General features: G+C 74.8%; 14 protein-coding genes and 2 pseudogenes. 10 read left to right on the forward strand and 6 right to left on the reverse strand.

The window, feature by feature from the left end:
* Positions 1–27 precede the first annotated feature (27 nt).
* Positions 28–717: a CDP-alcohol phosphatidyltransferase family protein gene (locus tag ACFY2Q_RS10215; protein WP_387128927.1), complete on the forward strand. Its 690-nt coding sequence runs from the start codon at positions 28–30 to the stop codon at positions 715–717.
* Positions 718–723: 6 nt separating this feature from the next.
* Here ACFY2Q_RS10215 and ACFY2Q_RS10220 read toward each other — a convergent pair whose 3' ends face one another.
* Genes ACFY2Q_RS10220 through ACFY2Q_RS10245 form a run of 6 tightly spaced genes read right to left on the reverse strand, consistent with a single transcriptional unit; the run spans position 724 to position 6,034 of the window.
* On the reverse strand, positions 724–2,211 hold the full coding sequence (locus ACFY2Q_RS10220; RefSeq protein WP_387128929.1) for a phytoene desaturase family protein: 1,488 nt from the start codon (positions 2,209–2,211) through the stop codon (positions 724–726).
* Positions 2,212–2,222: 11 nt separating this feature from the next.
* Positions 2,223–3,350, reverse strand: a complete 1,128-nt coding sequence (locus ACFY2Q_RS10225; protein ID WP_387128930.1) for a glycosyltransferase — start codon at positions 3,348–3,350, stop codon at positions 2,223–2,225.
* On the reverse strand, positions 3,347–4,246 hold the full coding sequence (locus ACFY2Q_RS10230; RefSeq protein WP_387128932.1) for a carotenoid biosynthesis protein: 900 nt from the start codon (positions 4,244–4,246) through the stop codon (positions 3,347–3,349). The genes ACFY2Q_RS10225 and ACFY2Q_RS10230 overlap by 4 nt, the downstream gene beginning before the upstream one ends.
* Positions 4,243–4,794 (reverse strand): GNAT family N-acetyltransferase, encoded by a 552-nt coding sequence (locus ACFY2Q_RS10235; protein WP_387128933.1) that lies wholly within the window; start codon positions 4,792–4,794, stop codon positions 4,243–4,245. Before ACFY2Q_RS10235 ends, ACFY2Q_RS10230 begins: the two co-directional genes overlap by 4 nt.
* Positions 4,791–5,549 carry a monooxygenase gene (locus tag ACFY2Q_RS10240; RefSeq protein ID WP_387128935.1) on the reverse strand — a complete coding sequence of 253 codons (759 nt, stop codon included), beginning with the start codon at positions 5,547–5,549 and terminating at the stop codon, positions 4,791–4,793. Before ACFY2Q_RS10240 ends, ACFY2Q_RS10235 begins: the two co-directional genes overlap by 4 nt.
* Positions 5,546–6,034, reverse strand: a complete 489-nt coding sequence (locus tag ACFY2Q_RS10245) for a YbaK/EbsC family protein (protein WP_387128936.1) — start codon at positions 6,032–6,034, stop codon at positions 5,546–5,548. Before ACFY2Q_RS10245 ends, ACFY2Q_RS10240 begins: the two co-directional genes overlap by 4 nt.
* Before the next feature lie 430 nt (positions 6,035–6,464).
* Between ACFY2Q_RS10245 and ACFY2Q_RS10250 the strand changes: the two genes are divergently transcribed.
* The 9 genes and pseudogenes from ACFY2Q_RS10250 (at position 6,465) to ACFY2Q_RS10290 (ending at position 16,797) form a co-directional block, all read left to right on the forward strand.
* A complete protein-coding gene (locus ACFY2Q_RS10250; RefSeq protein WP_387128938.1) occupies positions 6,465–6,914 on the forward strand; it encodes an SAV_6107 family HEPN domain-containing protein in 450 nt (149 codons plus the stop codon).
* Positions 6,915–7,009: 95 nt separating this feature from the next.
* Positions 7,010–7,735: a hypothetical protein gene (locus tag ACFY2Q_RS10255; RefSeq protein ID WP_387128940.1), complete on the forward strand. Its 726-nt coding sequence runs from the start codon at positions 7,010–7,012 to the stop codon at positions 7,733–7,735.
* Positions 7,732–8,988 (forward strand): annotated as a pseudogene (locus ACFY2Q_RS10260) (DNA polymerase Y family protein); the annotation flags it as partial. The gene ACFY2Q_RS10255 and the pseudogene ACFY2Q_RS10260, both read left to right, overlap by 4 nt.
* Positions 8,989–9,297: 309 nt before the next feature.
* Positions 9,298–9,630 (forward strand): annotated as a pseudogene (locus ACFY2Q_RS10265) (DNA polymerase Y family protein); the annotation flags it as partial.
* 132 nt (positions 9,631–9,762) lie between these two features.
* Positions 9,763–13,191, forward strand: coding sequence for an error-prone DNA polymerase (locus tag ACFY2Q_RS10270; RefSeq protein ID WP_387129134.1), 3,429 nt, complete (start codon positions 9,763–9,765; stop codon positions 13,189–13,191).
* 91 nt (positions 13,192–13,282) lie between these two features.
* The gene (locus tag ACFY2Q_RS10275; protein ID WP_387128942.1) at positions 13,283–13,459 is read left to right on the forward strand and encodes a hypothetical protein; all 177 of its coding nucleotides are present in this window, start codon (positions 13,283–13,285) and stop codon (positions 13,457–13,459) included.
* Positions 13,460–13,514: 55 nt separating this feature from the next.
* Positions 13,515–14,282 (forward strand): methyltransferase domain-containing protein, encoded by a 768-nt coding sequence (locus ACFY2Q_RS10280; protein WP_387128945.1) that lies wholly within the window; start codon positions 13,515–13,517, stop codon positions 14,280–14,282.
* A complete protein-coding gene (locus tag ACFY2Q_RS10285) occupies positions 14,279–15,439 on the forward strand; it encodes an alkaline phosphatase family protein (RefSeq protein ID WP_387128946.1) in 1,161 nt (386 codons plus the stop codon). The genes ACFY2Q_RS10280 and ACFY2Q_RS10285 overlap by 4 nt, the downstream gene beginning before the upstream one ends.
* Before the next feature lie 62 nt (positions 15,440–15,501).
* Positions 15,502–16,797 (forward strand): DNA polymerase IV, encoded by a 1,296-nt coding sequence (locus tag ACFY2Q_RS10290; protein WP_387128948.1) that lies wholly within the window; start codon positions 15,502–15,504, stop codon positions 16,795–16,797.
* The last annotated feature ends 59 nt before the right edge of the window (positions 16,798–16,856 follow it).

Consider the following 16,856-nt stretch of genomic DNA (forward strand, 5'->3'; position numbering starts at 1 on the left):
CCTGATGCCGGGCACGATGGTTGATCAGTGGTGGGCACACAGCTGAACTGGGACCAGTACGCCACGGCATGGGCGCGGCTGCACGGCGGTTTCGACCCCCGGGTCGCCGCGCCGGTGGTCCGCGCCTGGCTGCGGTTCTCCTACCACGTCGGATATGTGCTGGGCCGGCTGCGGGTCGGCCCCACCGCGGTCACCGTGGCCGGGGTGCTGCTCTGCTTCTGCGTACCGTTGCTGGCGACCCGGCCGGGGGACGGGCCGTTCCTCGGCGCGCTGTTCGTGCTGCTCGCCGCGGTGGCCGACAGCGTCGACGGTGCGGTGGCGGTCGCCACCGGCCGCACCACCCGGCTCGGCTACGTCTACGACTCGGTCGCCGACCGGCTCGGTGAGGTGGCCTGGCTACTGGCGTTCTGGCTGGTCGGCGCCCCGGGCGCGCTTGTCGTCGCGGGCGGCGCGCTGTCGTGGCTGCACGAGTACGTCCGTGCCCGCGCGGTCTCCGCCGGAATGCGCGAGATCGGCGCCGTGACCGTCGGCGAACGACCCACCCGGGTGTCGGTCGCGCTTGCCGGGTTGCTGGTCGCCGGGCTGGCCGGGCTGATCGAGCCGGATCTGGCCGCCGGCACCATCACCATGGCGACAGCGGTGTGGGTGCTGCTGGCCGGCTTCGGGTTGGGGCAGTTGCTCTCCACGGTCCGCCGCGCGCTGCTCGACGCCGGCTGAGCGGGACTACCAGGCAGGGCCGATCTCGCCGGCGACGATCTGCGCCGAGAGGGTCACCATCGGCAGGCCACCGCCCGGGTGGCTGGAGCCGCCCACCAGCCACAGGCCGTGCGCCGGGCCCCGGTTGGCCGGGCGGAGCAGCCCACCGGCGGTCCCGTAGATCACGCCGCCGGGCGCTCCGGTCGCCGCGTCCAGGTCGGCAGGGGTGCGGACCTCGCGGAACAGCAGCCGGTCACGCACGTCCACGCCGCGCTCGGCCAGGACCTCCAGGATCCGATCGGCGTACGCGTCGGCCAGCCCTGGGCGTCGCCAGTCGACCGCGCCAGCGGCGGTGCCCTGCCGGGCGGCGTTGACAAGCACGAACCACGCCTCGTGCCCGGCCGGGCGGACCATCGGGTCGTCGGCGACTGTGACGAACACCGTCGGGTCGACAGCCGGCCGCGCCCGTACGCCCCGCCCCGGATCGCCGAAGACCGCGTCGAACTCCGCGTCGTAGTCGCGCGGGAAGAAGACGTTGTGGTGCGCCAGCCCGGTGCTGCCGGAGACGCCGAGCAGCAGCACGAAACCGGCCAGGCTGCGGTCGTTCAGCCCGGCCAGCCGACGCGCGTGCGGCAGCAGGTCACGGTAGACGGTGAGCGCGTCCACGTTGGCCACCACCACGTCGGCGGGCACCGGCGCGGCGACGCCGGCGAGGCGTACCCCGTGCACGCGGCCGCCCGCCGCGTCGATCCGCGTCACGGTGGCGCCGGTCTGCACGACCACGCCGAGGTCCAGGCAGCGGGTCAGCAGCGCGTCGGCGAGCGTGCCCAGCCCACCGCGCAGGTACCAACCGCCGAACGTCATCTCGGCGTAGGGGACGGCGACGAGCGCCGCCGGCGCCCGGCGCGGGTCGGCGCCGGTGTAGGTGGCGTACCGGTCCAGCAGCATCCGCAGCCGCGGGTCGGAGAGGTGCCGGCGGCCCAGCCCGCGCAGGGTGCGGCCCGGAGCGATGGCGGCCAGGTCGCCGACGCGCCAGGCCAGCGACGCCAGGTCACGGGGGGAGTCGACAGCGCGGCGCAGGATGTCCCGCGAGGAGGCGTTCCACACCCGGGCGGCCCGCCGCCACAGCCGCTGCCAGTCGGCCGCCGCCCGGTCACCGAAGGCGGCCCCGATCCGGCCGGCGAACTCCACAGGGTCGGCGCAGGAGTCCAGCGCGGGACCGCCGCCGGGGAAGACGTGCCGGACGATCGGGTCCAGCGGCGCCAGGTCCAGGTATTCGTCGAGCTTCGCCCCGGTCGCCTCGAACAGGTCCTCGAAGACCTCGGGCAGGGTGAGCAGGCTCGGCCCGGTGTCGAAGTGGAACGACCCGGCCGGGGTGTCGTGCACGTACCTGCCGAGCTTGCCGCCGACCGTGTCGGCGGCCTCGAAGACGGTCACCTGGTGCCCGGTTGCGGCCAGCCGGGCGGCGGTGGCCAGGCCACCCACCCCGGCGCCGACGACCACGATCCGCGCCATGCCGCGTCCTCCTAGCTGACCGGGCGGCCCCGCCAGGTCAGGCGGTGTCGCTTTCGCAGATGGTACGACCGCAGGGTCAGCCAACCGAGGACCACGACCGACACGGGGTGTGCGAGCGCGTCGGGCCACCACCGACCCCCCGTCGACCGGGCGGTGAGCACCCGCCCGGCCACCCCGAGCAGGTAACCGGCCAGACCGACGGCGGCCACCCCCGGCGCGGCGGCCACCACGCCGACCAGCGCGACAAGCGGCGGGGCGGTGTAGAGCAGAAGCAGCATCGTCACCACGGCGGCCGCCGCGCCCGGATGCCCGAACGTCGCCCACAGCGACTTCGAGTAGCCGTCGCGCAGTTGCGGCCAGTTGTCGTACATCCGGCAGGTGGCCAGCCGGGAGCCGTCGGCCAGAGCGATCCGTCCACCGGCCCGCTTGACCGCCCGGGCCAGCTCGACGTCCTCCAGGATCTTGTCGGCGACCGCCGCGTGCCCGCCTGTGGTGGTGTAGCCGGCCCGGTCCAGCACCAGGAACTGCCCGCCCGCGGCGGCCAGCGACGGCCGCCGCGAGCGTTCCATCGCGCGCAGCGGCAGGAACGTCAGCCAGAGCCACTGCAGCAGCGGCTGCACCAGCCGGTCGGCCGCCGTCGCCACGACGATCCGGGGGTACGGCGACAGCAGCGTCGCGCCGGCGGCGCGCAGTTCGGTGACGGCGGCGGCCACTGCGTGCGGGGCGAGCACCACGTCGGCGTCGACGAACACCAGCACTGTGGCCGCCGGGTCGGCCCGGGTGGCCAACTGCCAGCAGGCGTGTGGTTTGCCCAGCCAGCCCGGCGGCGGGGCGACCCCGCTGAGCAGTGTGACCCTCGGGTCGTCGCCGACCACCGCGCGGACCACGTCGGAGGTGCCGTCGGTGGACCCGTCGTCGAGGACCACGATGCGCAGGTCGGGCACGCCCCGCTGGGCGAGCAGGGCGCGCAGGCAGGGGGTGACCCGGGCGGCCTCGTCGCGTAGCGGCAGCAGCACGGCTACCGGCTCGTCGACCTCGCCCGGCCGGTCGGTGGGCCGGCGCAGCCAGCGGGCGGCGTTGAGCCAGGTGTGCCCGGTCAGCACGGCAATGGCGACCAGCAGGACCAGCAGGACGGTCATCGGGTCGCGTCGACGCCGGGGCGGGCCGGCTGGTGGTCGTCCCGGTGCGTGTCGCCGGCCCTGCGGGCGCGCAGCAGGGTCACCGCCAGCGGTACGGCGGTCACCACCATGCCGGCCGCGCCCCAGAGCGCCGAGGCGGGCAGGTCGAGGAAGACCGCGTGGGCCAGGATGCTGGAGAAGTACGTCCACAGGTAGAGCGCGAACATTGGGTGATCCCGCTTGTCGGTGCGCTTGACGGTCGGGCCGGCCAGTGGGCGCAGCGCGCTCATCATCAGCACCGCGAAGAGCAGCCAGCCCAGGTAGTTGCTGACCGGGATACCGGCCAGGCCGGGCAGCGCCGGGGTGGCGTTGCGCCACACCCAGTAGCCCTCGGCGACCATCTGCGGGTCGAGGAAGAGATCCCAGGCGGCCAGCCCCACAGTGGCCAGCGCGATCCGCCCCACCCACCGGCGGGCCGTCGAGCCGCTGCGACCGGCTGTCGACCCGCTGCCGCCGGCCGTTGCGGCCAGGCCGCCGGCCGTTGCGGCCCGGCCGCCGGTCAGGCGGACCGCGGCCAGCCAGGCCGGCCACGCCATCCAGGTCCAGGCCAGCGGGATGATCAGCGGCACCCCGGCCAGCTTGGGGCCGAGTTCACCGGAGTAGTCGTAGCTGCCGAACGGCACACCGGTGGCCACCCCGATCGCCTCGATCGCGAATCCGCCGCCGGTGGCCACCGCGACAAGCGCGGCCGCGACCCGGGGCCCTCGACTGAGCAGCGCGTGGCCGACCGAGAGCAGCCAGCCGAGCACGACGGTGGCCACGGTCAGCCCGGCCCGGGTGTCGCCTGTGGTGAGCGGGTAGCAGATCTGGGCGAACACCAGGACGCCGAGCAGCGTCCAGGAGATCCGCCGGGTCATGACGCCTGTGGATCGAGCGGCAGGTCCCGCCCGAGGACGCCGAACGGCCGCTCGTCGCCGGGGAAGTGGAAGTCGCGCAGCACGTCGACGAAGCCGAACCGCCGGTACAGCCGCCAGGCCCGCGAGGTCTGCTCCTCGGCCTCCGGGGTGGACAGCAGCGTGGTGTCGCCCTCGGCCATGGTGAGCAGCGCCCGCAGTTGGCCGGCGCCCAGCCCGTGCCCCTGTGCCGGCGGCCGGACGTGTAGCTCGACCACCTCGAAGCAGTGGGTGAGCCAGCGCTGCCGGGTCGGGGCGTCCAGCGCCCGGTGCACCTGATCGTGCCACCACTGGCCGGGGGCGCCCAGATAGCCGTAGCCGAAGCCGGCGAGATGCCCTTCGCTGGTCAGGCTGGCCACGGCCCGGAAACCGGGCCGGCGGACGTGGGTGGCGATGTAGCCGCGCCGGGCCTCCAGCAGGTCGGTGCGGTATCCCATCGCCTCGCCGTAGACGGCCACCACGTCGTCCAGCCGTCGGACGAGATCGTCCGGCGTCCAGCGCACCAACCTCATGCCCGCCCATCCTTCACCGTTGCAGGGCCGCCGTCGGCGACCCATCCGAGCACCGTCCGATCGCCGACCACGTCGCGTACCTCGAACCGGGCGAACAGCTCTTCGGCGTACCAGCCCGCGGTGGGGGTTCGCATGATCGCCGCCCGATGCTCCGGGTGACGGTACGCGAACGCCACCAGGTCCGTCGGGTCGCGCCACACGCTCACCGTGCCCTGCCAACCCAGCGGAGCCTCACCGACGCCGAACCGGGCCAGCAGCCCGGGCGCGTCGCGCAGGGCGGCGGCCACCGGCGGGATCGCCCGCCAGAAGGTGGCCGCCCGGCGGGCACGCAACCGGGCCCGGGTCAGCGCCAGCACCGGGCCGGTGACCCGGCCGCCCGGCGGCTCGCCGAACGGCCGCTGGCCGGACCACTCACCCCGGCTGCTCAGCGGGCGCAGGTCGACCCGGGCCTGGGCGAGGGCGATCCGCGCCCAGGCGCGCCCGACCGGCGAGTCGTCGAAGCCGGCCGCCGCGGCGGGGGAGTCCCACACGGTCAGCGCCGCCCACCGGGTCAGGTCGGCGTCAGCCGGCCCGAAGCCGGTGCCGGTCCCGGTGCCCAGCAGCTTGCCGAACCGGACGCCCGGCAGGGCCCGCAGCCGGCGCGGGTCCACAGCCATCCGGGTCAGCGCCCGGGGCAGCGCGCCCCGGGCGGTCCGCCACACGTGCAGGGTGACCAACTCCGGTACGACGCTGCTGTGCTCGTTACGGTCGCTCACGCCACCTCGGTCGGGGTGCCGGCGGTGACCCGCAGCAGCTCGGCGTAGGTGGTCGGGAACACCGCCCGCGGCACGCCGCCCGCGGCCCAGATCTCCGGGTACGCCGCCAGCGCCTGGTCCACCAGGGTGCGGAGCGCCTGCGGGTGCCCGAGCGGGGCGACCCCGCCGATCGGCTGCCCGGTGTGCGCCCGGACGAACTCCGGGGTGGCCCGGCGCAGCCGGGTGACCCCGATCGACGACGCCAGGCCGGCGGTGTCCACCCGGTGCGCGCCGGAGGTGAGCACGAGCAGCGGCGCGCCGTCCGCGTCGAAGATCAGCGAGTTGGCGATCTGGCCGACCTCGACACCGAGCGCCTCGGCGGCCGCCACGGCGGTGTGCACGGCGTCGGGCAGCAGGCGGACCGTGCTGGCTCGGCCGGCGCCGTCGAGCGCACCGGCGCCGTCGAGTGCGTCCTGCACCGCCCGTACGTTCGGGTGTGGCTGCATGTCGCCATTCTTCACGGTCCGCCCGCGAACGGTTCAGCCGGCGCGTCACACGTTGCGTTTTCGTCGGAGGGGAGGTGTACTGTCAACAGCAGTTAGAACGAGTGTTCGATTGTCTCGTACGCTCGTTCCAACCAGCCGGAGCGCGGTGTTTCGCGGCGCCAGCTCCGGGCGGTGCGGCTCCGCGGGCCGCACCTGGGTTTCCGGGCAGTCGCGAGCCCGGTCCCGACAGGCAGGAGCGTCGCTCGCCGCCCACGACCCCCGGGCGGCGGGCGACGAACCCGCCGGTACGCCGGCCGGGTGTGGTGTGGGGAAGCATCCACACCCGGCCGGCCACACCCGGTGCGTCTTCCTCCGCACCACCCGACCTCGGCGTCTCGCCGGCGGCACCTCTGCGCCGGTCGACGTCCCGGCCACGTGGAGGAGACAGTCCATGCCGACCAACCCGGCTCAGGCACCGACGGTGCCGGCGCACGTGCTGCCGCACCGCACCCCTGCCCAACTCCTCACGTTGGCCCGGCGCGGGCTGGTCGAGGCCGGCCAGACCCGACCCGACGGTCTGCGCTACGCGGCCGCCCACCTGGCGGCACTGCGCGCCGCTGCCGCCCTGCTCGCCGCCCGGGCCCGGCCCGCGCCGAGCCGGCGCAACCGGATCACAAGCGTCTGGGTCCTGCTCTGCGCCGTCGCCCCCGAGCTCGACGAGTGGGCACGGTTCTTCGCCGCCGGGGCCAGCAAGCGGGCCGCCGCCGAGGCCGGCATTCCACGGGTGGTAAGCGCCCGGGAGGCCGACGACCTGCTCCGCGCGGCCGAACAGTTCGTCACGGTGGTGGAGACCGCGCTCGGCGTGGCCCACCAGCCCGCCCTGGACGGCCTCGTCGCCTGATCCCGTCGTGACATCGGTCGTCCGGCCGCCGGCCGGCCGGCGTCACGACGTGCCGGTCCTGATCTGTTCCACAGCAACGACGGGGGGTTGGTCCGATGGCGGGCCGCATGGTGGTCGGTTCCGCCGCTCTGGCCGATCTGGTACGTCCGGCGAGCGCACCCGATCCGGTCGGCGGCCACCGGGTGCTACCGGTGGCGCCCGAGCTGACCGGCCTCCTGCCCAACCGGGGTCTGCGCCGGGGCAGCACCATCGCGGTCGCCGTCGGTCAACCCCGGAACAGCGGTGGCACCTCGCTGGTGTTGGCCCTGCTCGCCGAGGCATCCCGAGCCGGCTCGTGGTGCGCCGTGGTCGGCGTGCCAACGCTCGGCGCGGGCGCGGCCGCCGAGCTCGGCATCGCCCTGGACCGGCTGGCCCTGGTGCCGAATCCGGGCCCCGAGTGGGCCACCGTGGTCGCCGCGCTGATCGACGGGGTGGACGTCGTGGTCACCGCCGTGCCGGCTGCCGTCTCCGCCTCGGTCGCCACCCGGCTGGCCGCCCGGGCTCGGCAGCGCGGCAGCGTGCTCGTCCCGTATGGCAGGTGGGACGGCGCGGACGTGACGTTGCAGGTGGTCCGTGGGTTCTGGGAAGGGCTCGGTCAGGGTCGGGGGCGGCTGCGTCGCCGGGAGGTCACGGTCTCGGCGCGCGGGCGCGGAGCGGCCGCCCGACCCAAGGAGATCAAGGTCTGGCTCCCCGGTGAGGAGCTGACCCGGGTGATTCCCCGGACGGTGCGGTCGGCCGTGGGCCGACCGGCTGTGCCGCTCGCCCTGGTCGGGCGGGGATGACCGGCTCGCCGATCCGGACCCTGCTGCTGTGGTGCCCGGACTGGCCGGTGCTCGCCGCCGAAATCGTCGACGGGGTGCCTGCCACCGGGCCGGTCGCCGTGCTGCACGCCAACCGGGTGGTCGCCTGCTCCGAGCGGGCCCGCGCCGAGGGGGTGCGCCGAGGGCTGCGCAAGCGGGAGGCGCAGGGCCGTTGCCCACAGCTCACTGTCGTGGAGTACGACCCGGGTCGGGACGCCCGGGCGTTCGAGCCGGTGGTCGCCGCCGTGGAGGAGGTGGTCGCTGGCGTCGAGGTGGTTCGTCCGGGTGCCTGCGCGGTGGCCGCCCGAGGTCCGAGCCGTTACCTCGGCGGCGAGGAGGCGGCCGCCGAACGGCTCATCGAGCACGTCGCCCAGTCGTGTCTGGTGGAGAGCCAGGTAGGCATCGCCGACGGGGTGTTCGCCGCGGGGTTGGCCGCCCGCGCCGGCCGGGTGGTGCCGCCGGGTGGGACGCCGGCGTTCCTGGCCGGGTTGCCGGTCGAGGCGCTCGGCCGGTCGGCACTTGCCGATCTGCTGCGCCGGCTGGGGGTGCGGACCCTCGGTGACTTCGCCGCACTGCCGGCCGGCGACGTGCTGGCCCGGTTCGGGTTCGACGGCGCGCTGGCCCACCGGCTGGCAGCCGGGCGGGATCACCGCCCGCTCGCCGTCCGGCAGCCGCCGGCCGACCTGACGGTGACCGCCGAGCACGACGAGCCGATCGACCGGGTCGACGCGGCGGCGTTCGCCGCCCGCGCGCTGGCCGAGCGGTTGCACGACCGGCTCGCCGGGCACGGGCTGGCCTGCACCCGGCTCGGCATCGAGGCGGTCACCGCGCACGGGCAGGAGTTGCACCGGGTGTGGCGGCACGACGGGCTGCTCACCGCCACGGCCATCGCCGACCGGGTGCGCTGGCAGTTGGACGGCTGGCTTTCCGGCAGCAACGGCCGCGCTGGCGCCCGACCGGCCCGGCCGACGGCCGGCATCATCCGGCTGCGACTGGTCCCGGACGGGGTGATCGCCCAAGCGGGCCTCCAGGCCGGCCTCTGGGGGGAGACCGGCGAGGAGCGGGAACGGGCACACCGGGCATTGAGCCGGGTGCAGGGCATTCTCGGCCCGGAAGCGGTGGTCACCGCGGTGCTCGGCGGCGGGCGTTCCCCGGCCGACCAGGTGCGACTGGTGCCCTGGGGCGACGAACGGCTCCCCGAACGTCCCGGCCCACCACCGCTGCCGGACGAGCCGATCGCCACCGGTGGCCGGGTCGCTGGCACTGGCGGTGCTGCCGGCACCGGCGGCGTGGCGGGCGTTGGTAGCGCTGCCGGCGTTGGTCGGGTTGGGGGCGCTGGCAGTGTCGCCGGCACCGGCGAGGTGGCGGACGCTCGACGGGCCGCGGACGCTGGCCAGACTCCCGGTGCTGCTGGCGCTGGCGGGGTTGCCGGTGCTGGCCGGGTCGCGGGCGCTGGCGGTGCTGCCGGGGTTGGGGGCACTGGTCGGGCCGTCGGTGCCGGTCGGGCTGCTGGCGCTGGTCGGGCTGCTGGCCGTGGTGGGGGTGGGGTTCCGCCGTGGCCCGGTCGGCTGCCGCGGCCCTCACCGGCGGTGGTGCTGCCGAGCCCGCTCGCGGCGACAGTGCACGACGCCGCTGGCGAGGCGGTGGTGATCAGCGCGCGGCTGGCGGTGAGCGCCCCGCCCGCCCGGCTGACGGTCGGCACCGGTCGGCCGGCGGAGATCGTCGGTTGGGCCGGCCCGTGGCCGGTGGACGAGCGGTGGTGGGCTCCGGCCGAGGCGCGGCGGCGGGCCCGGTTCCAGGTCTGCCTGGCCGATGGCACCGCTCTGCTGCTCGCTGTCGAGGCCGGGCAGTGGCTGGTGGAGGCGATCTATGACTGAGCGTTCAGATGGACGCCCGCCTAGCCGTGATCGACTCGGCATCACGGAAATCGGGGTATCCCGCCCCTTCGGACACCCCGATTTCCATGATGTCGAGTCGATCAAGCCGGTGGGCGCCCTGGGGGCGTGCAGGTGAGCTTCCACAACCCGAAGATGCCCTGGTCGGAGCTGGAGCAGGTGCTCTCCGGCCGTCCCGGCGGGGGCCGGTCTGGCGATGGCCGTCCCGGCGGGGGCCGTTCTGGGGACGGCCGTTCTGGGGACGGCCGGGCGAGCCGGGGTGAACGGCACCTGCACGTGGTGGACCCGCTCGCCGTGGATGCCGACGGTGGGGACTCCCCGGCCTGGAGTCGCCGCCGCGAGCAGTACCAGCCGCCGGAGCTGACCCGCCCCGACGGTGTGGTGCCCTACGCGGAGCTGCACGCGCACACCAACTTCAGCTTCCTCGACGGCGCCAGTCACCCGGAGGAGTTGGCCGAGGAGGCGGCCCGGCTGGGGCTCACCGCGCTCGCCGTCACCGACCACGACGGCTTCTACGGGGTGGTCCGGTTCGCCGAGGCGGCTCGTACGCTGAATCTGCCGACCATCTTCGGCGCGGAGCTGTCCCTGGGGCTGCCCGGCCCGCAGAACGGCGAGCCCGACCCGCACGGCGCGCACCTGCTGGTGCTCGCGCACGGCCACGAGGGGTACGCCCGGCTGGCCACCACAATCGCCCGCGCTCAGCTGCGCGGCGGGGAGAAGGGCCGCCCGGTCTACGGGGAGTTGGAGGAGGTCGCCGCCGAGTTGCGCGACCACGTGTTGGTGTTGACCGGCTGCCGCAAGGGGCATGTGCCGGCGGCGCTGCTCACCGAGGGTGTGGACGCGGCGGCCCGTGAGCTGGACCGGCTGACCGCGCTGTTCGGCGCGGAGACGGTGGCGGTGGAGCTGACCGACCACGGCCACCCGATCGACGCCGACCGCAACGACGCGCTCGCCGAGCTGGCCGCCGCTGCCGGGTTGCCGACGGTGGCCAGCAACAACGTGCACTACGCCACGCCCGGCCGGCGTCGGCTGGCCACCACTGTCGCCGCCGTCCGGGCCCGGCGCAGCCTGGACGAGATCGACGGGTGGTTGCCCGCGGCGGCCACCGCCCACCTGCGCAGCGGCGCGGAGATGGCGGCCCGGTTCGCCGCGTACCCGGGTGCGGTGGCGCGGGCCGCCGAGTTCGGCGCCGAGTTGGCCTTCGACCTGCAACTGGTCGCGCCGCGGTTGCCGGCGTACCCGGTGCCGCCGGGGCACACCGAGATGAGCTGGCTGCGGAAGCTGACTGCCGACGGGGCACGGGAGCGCTATGGGCCACCGCAGGCGCACCCGACGGCGTACGCGCAGCTCGACCACGAGCTGAACATGATCGAGGAGTTGGGTTTCCCCGGCTACTTCCTTGTGGTCTACGACATCGTCGCGTTCTGCCGTGAGCAGGACATCTACTGCCAGGGTCGGGGTTCGGCGGCCAACTCGGCGGTCTGCTACGCGCTGCGGATCACCAACGTGGACGCGGTTCGGCACCGGCTGCTCTTCGAGCGGTTCCTCGCCCCGGAGCGGGACGGCCCACCGGACATCGACGTGGACATCGAGTCCGACCGCCGGGAGGAGGTGATCCAGCACGTCTACACCCGGTACGGCCGGGAGCACGCCGCCCAGGTCGCCAACGTCATCTCCTACCGGCCCCGGTCGGCGGTGCGGGACGTGGCCAAGGCGTTCGGCTTCTCACCTGGGCAACAGGACGCCTGGAGCAAGCAGATCGACAGGTGGGGTTCGGTCGCCACTGTCGACGTCGAGGGCATCCCGGAGGAGGTGGTGGAGTACGCGAACGAGTTGCAGACGTTCCCCCGGCACCTGGGCATCCACTCCGGCGGCATGGTGATCTGCGACCGGCCGGTGATCGAGGTCTGCCCGGTGGAGTGGGGGCGGATGCCCGGACGCAGCGTGCTCCAGTGGGACAAGGACGACTGCGCCGCCGTGGGCCTGGTGAAGTTCGACCTGCTCGGCCTCGGCATGCTCTCCGCGCTGCACTACGGCTACGACATGATCGGGTCCCGGCTGGACCTCGGCGACATGACGTTGGACGACCCGGAGGTCTACGACATGCTCTGCCGGGCCGACTCGGTCGGCGTGTTCCAGGTGGAGAGCCGCGCCCAGATGGCCACCCTGCCCCGGCTCAAGCCCCGCGAGTTCTACGACCTGGTGGTGGAGGTGGCGCTGATCCGGCCCGGCCCGATCCAGGGCGGCTCGGTGCACCCGTTCATCAGGCGCAAGAACGGCCAGGAGGCGGTGACGTTCGCGCACCCGTTGATGCGCAACGCGCTGGAGAAGACCCTTGGTGTGCCGCTGTTCCAGGAGCAGTTGATGCAGCTCGCCATCGACCTGGCGGGTTTCGACGCGGCCGAGGCCGACCAGTTGCGCCGGGCGATGGGCGCGAAGCGTTCGGTCGAGCGGATGACCCGCATCGCCGACCGGCTCTACGCCGGGATGGCCGAGCGGGGCATCACCGGCGAGCTTGCCGACGACGTCTACCGCAAGCTCACCGCGTTCGCCAGCTACGGCTTCCCGGAGAGCCACGCGATGAGCTTCGCCTACCTGGTGTACGCGAGTTCCTGGCTCAAGCGCTACCACCCGGCGCCGTTCCTCGCCGCGCTGCTCAACGCCCAGCCGATGGGTTTCTACTCTCCACAGACCCTTGTCGACGACGCCCGCCGGCACGGGGTGGAGGTCCGTCGCCCCGACATCAACGCCAGCGGCGCTCTGGCGGTGTTGGAGTCCACCCCGGACACCCGGTGGGGCAGCGGGCCGGGGGAGCCGCCGCACGCCTGGGGGCTTGGCGGTCCGGCGGTCCGGCTCGGGCTGTCCAGCGTGCGTACCCTCGGGGCTGACGTGGCCGAGCGGATCGAGGCCGAGCGGGTGGCACGCGGGCCGTACCGGGACATGCCCGATCTGGCCCGGCGGGTCGGTCTCACCGCTACGCAGTTGGAGGCGCTGGCCACCGCGGACGCCTTCGCCTGTTTCGGGCTGACCCGGCGGGAGGCGCTCTGGGCCGCCGGCGCGGCGGCCCAGGACCGGCCGGGCCGGCTGCCCGGCACGGTGACCGGCGCGGCGGCGCCCACGCTGCCCGGGATGGAGGCGGTGGACCGGCTGGTCGCCGACGTGTGGGCCACCGGCCTGTCGCCGGAGAGCCATCCGGCCCGGTTCATCAGGGGTCAGCTCGACGTGCTCGGCGCGGTGCCGATCGCCCGGCTCGGCCGGGTGGAGCCGGGGCAACGGATCCGGGTCGGCGGCATCGTCACCCACCGGCAGCGTCCGGCCACCGCGGGTGGTGTCACGTTCCTCAACCTGGAGGACGAGACAGGGATGCTGAATGTCACCTGTTCGCCGGGGCTGTGGCAGCGTTACCGGCGGGTGGCCCGCACCAGCGCCGCGCTTGTGGTCCGGGGGCGGCTGCAACGGCACGAGGGCGTGACCAACCTGGTCGCCGACCGGTTGGACGCCATTGAGCCGCCGGTCAGCCCCGCATCCCGCGACTTTCGCTGATCAGTGATCCACATTACGGTTTCCGGTGCCGTTGAGCGGGAGACTCGCCTTGAGCGGGCAGAGCCGCCCGTGATCCATGAGGGGGAAAACAGTGCTGGGGAATCACGCGTACACCGGTGGAATCGCCAACTCCCGACGGACCCGACTCGGCGCGGGTTGGATGCCGTCGCACCTCGCCGATCCTCGCGAGTACGAGGTGACAAACGGCCCGGTCGCCAACGAGCGGCGGTCCCGCGCGGAGGACGAGACCGAGGGCACCGAGTCCTGACTCGCCGACGAGCCGCGTCCCGCCTGCCACACAGCCGCGATGCCGACTGGACCGGGTGACTAGGCTCGACCGAGTGGAGCAGACCCGAGGCCGGTTCGCTGGGCCGCCGCTGACCCCCCGTACCGCCGTGATCTGGTCGGTGCTCCGCGCCGAACTGGACCGGCGCGGCGACGCCGAACTCACAGTGCTGGACGTGGGCGGCGGCACCGGCGGTTTCGCCGTCCCGCTGGCCCGCGCCGGGCACCGCGTCACAGTGGTCGACGCCAGCCCTGACGCCCTCGCGGCGCTCACCCGCCGGGCCGCCGAGGCCGGCGTGGCCGACCGGATCGCCGCCGTGCAGGGCGACGGGGACGCCCTAGCGGGGCTCGTCGAGCCGGCCGGCGTCGACCTGGTGCTCTGCCACGCCGTGCTGGAGGTCGTCGACGACCCGACGCCGGTGGTGACCGCGCTGGCCACCGCGCTGCGCCCCGGCGGCGCGGCAAGTGTGCTGGTGGCCGGCCGGGCCGCCGCCGTGCTGGGCCGCGCCATGAACGGGCACCTGGACGTCGCGGCGGCGCTGGCCGCCGACCCGCACGGCACCGCCGGAGCGCGGGACACCCTGCGCCGACGCTACGACGCCCCCGGCGCCGCCGCGCTGCTCACCGCCGCCGGGCTCGTGGTCGAAGAGATCCACGGGGTACGCGTGCTGGCCGACCTGCTGCCGGCCACGGTCGCCGACGGGCAGCCCGCCGCCCTGGTCGAGCTGGAACTGGCACTGGCCGCCCAGCCGCCGTACCGGGACCTGGCGGCCCAGCTGCACCTGTTCGCCCGCCGACCGGCATGACCGGCACGCCGGCGCCGCTGGCCGTTCTCGGCCCGGACCACGGCGGCGACCGCCTCGCCGACGTGCTGCCCAGCGCGCTCGCCGTGCTGGGTGTGCCCGGCTCGCCCGACCCGCTCGGGTTGGCCCCCGCCCTGACCGGGGTACGCCGGGTCGCCGTGCTGCTCGTCGACGGGCTCGGCTGGTATCAGCTGCCGACAGCCGCGCCGTACGCGCCGACCCTCGCCGGGCTGGCCGCGACGGTGGCTCGCCCGCTCATCGCCGGCTTCCCGTCCACCACCCCGACCAGCCTGGTGTCGCTGGGCACCGGCGTCGCGCCGGGCGCGCACGGGGTGCTCGGCTTCACCGTGCGGGTGCCCGGCACCGACCGGGTGCTCACCCACACCGACTGGGCCGCCGACCCGTCGCCGCTGCGCTGGCAGCCGGTGCCCACCCAGCTGGAACGGGCCCGTGCCGCCGGGGTGGCGGTGAGCGTGGTGAGCCGGCCGGAGTTCGGCGGCAGCGGGTTGACGTTGGCCGCCAACCGCGGTGGTGACTTCCGGGGCGCCGCCGGTGCGGAAGACGTGGCCGCCACCATGCTTGCCGCGCTGGCCGCCGGCCCGGGGCCGACCCTGGTCTCCGGCTACCACGCCGACCTGGACCGGCACGGCCACCTCAGCGGCGTCGACTCGGCGCCCTGGCGGATCGCCGCCACCGAGGTGGACACACTGCTCGCCCGGCTGGTCGACGGGCTGCCGCCGGACGCGGCGCTGCTGGTGACCGCCGACCACGGCCAGCTCGACATCCCCGCCGCGCACCGCTTCGACCTGGACACCGATCCGCGACTGCGCGCCGGTGTGCGGCTGGTGGCCGGCGAGGCCCGGGTGCGTTACCTGCACGTCGAGCCAGGCGCCGCCGACGACGTGGTGGCCGCCTGGTCCGAGGTGCTCGGTGCCGCGGCACGTGTGCACACCCGCGACGAGGTGGTGGCCGGCGGGTGGTTCGGGCCGGTGCCCGAGGACCATCTGGGCCGGATCGGCGACGTGGTGGTGACCTGCAACGACACGTACGCGGTCATGGCCACCCGCACCGAGCGGCCGATGGCGTCCCGACTGGTGGCGTACCACGGGTCGGACACCGCAGCCGAGCTGACCGTCCCGCTGCTTGTCGTGCGGGGCTGACCGGCGCACGGTCCGGCCAGTCGGCGGCTGGTGCTGTCGTACCCCCGGGTTAGCCTGCCGGGATGGGCCGCAGCCAGTCGTTGCCCCGAGGCGATGATCCGCGCTTCGGGGGCGATCCGCGCTTCGGGGGCGATCCGCGCTTCGGGCCGGACGCCGACGACTCGGACAGCCCGATCCTGCACGTCGACATGGACGCCTTCTTCGCCGCCGTCGAGGTGCGCCGCCGCCCCGACCTGCGGGGCCGGCCGGTGGTGGTCGGCGGCGTCGGGCCGCGCGGCGTGGTCAGTTCGGCCAGCTACGAGGCCCGCCGCTACGGCGTCCGCAGCGCGATGCCGACCAGTCAGGCCCGCGCCCGCTGCCCGCACGCGGTCTACCTGCCTCCGGATTTCAGCGCCTACACGGCCGCGTCCCGTGCGGTCATGCAGATCTTCCGGGACGTCACCCCGCTGGTCGAGCCGCTCTCCCTCGACGAGGCGTTTCTCGACGTGACCGGGGCCCGCCGGCTCTTCGGCTCACCGGCGACAATCGCCCGACAGATCCGCCGCCGGGTCGCCGACGAGCAGGCGCTGACCTGCTCGGTCGGGGTGGCGCCGAGCAAGTTCGTGGCCAAACTGGGCTCCACCCGGGCCAAACCCGACGGCCTGCTCGTCGTGCCGCCCGGGCAGGTCCTCGACTTCCTGCACCCGCTGCCGGTCGACGCGCTGTGGGGGGTGGGGGAGCGGGCCGCCGAGGCGCTACGCCGGCTCGGCCTCGCCACCGTCGGCGACCTCGCCGAGGCCCCGGTGGGCATGCTCCGCCGGGCGGTGGGCGCCGCGTCGGCGGCGCACCTGCACGAGCTGGCCTGGGGGCGGGACAGCCGTCGGGTCAGCCCCGAGCAGGTCGACAAGTCGATCGGGGCCGAGGTGACCTTCGACGTCGACGTGGCCGACCCGGTCGAGATCCGCCGCGCGCTGCTGGCGCTCAGCGCGAAGGTCGGCGTCCGGTTGCGCGGATCCGGGCAGATGGGGCGCACCGTGTCGCTAAAGGTGCGGCTGGCCGACTTCCGCACCGTCAGCCGTTCCCGCACTCTCGGCGCGGCCACCGACACGGCCCGTGAGATGTTCGACACGGTCTGGGCGTTGTACACCGCGCTCGACCCCGGTGAGCGGGTTCGGCTCGTCGGTGTCCGTGTGGAGGGGCTCAGCCCGGCGCAGGGCGCGCCACGGCAACTCACCCTCGGCGCGCCCGAGCGCGGCTGGCGTGAGGCGGAAGCTGCCGCGGACGCCGCTGCTGCCCGATTCGGGCGGTCCGTCATAGGTCCGGCCAGTCTGTTAGGCGACCCTGAAGCCCGTCGAAAGGAAAATCCGCCCCACCCGTAGGTCGTCCCGCTTTCCGACGCGCGACCCCCCTCGTAGACTTGCGGGTAAGCAGCCGGTTG

The sequence above is a fragment of the Micromonospora sp. NPDC000316 genome, assembly GCF_042898885.1.
Lineage (GTDB): Bacteria > Actinomycetota > Actinomycetes > Mycobacteriales > Micromonosporaceae > Micromonospora.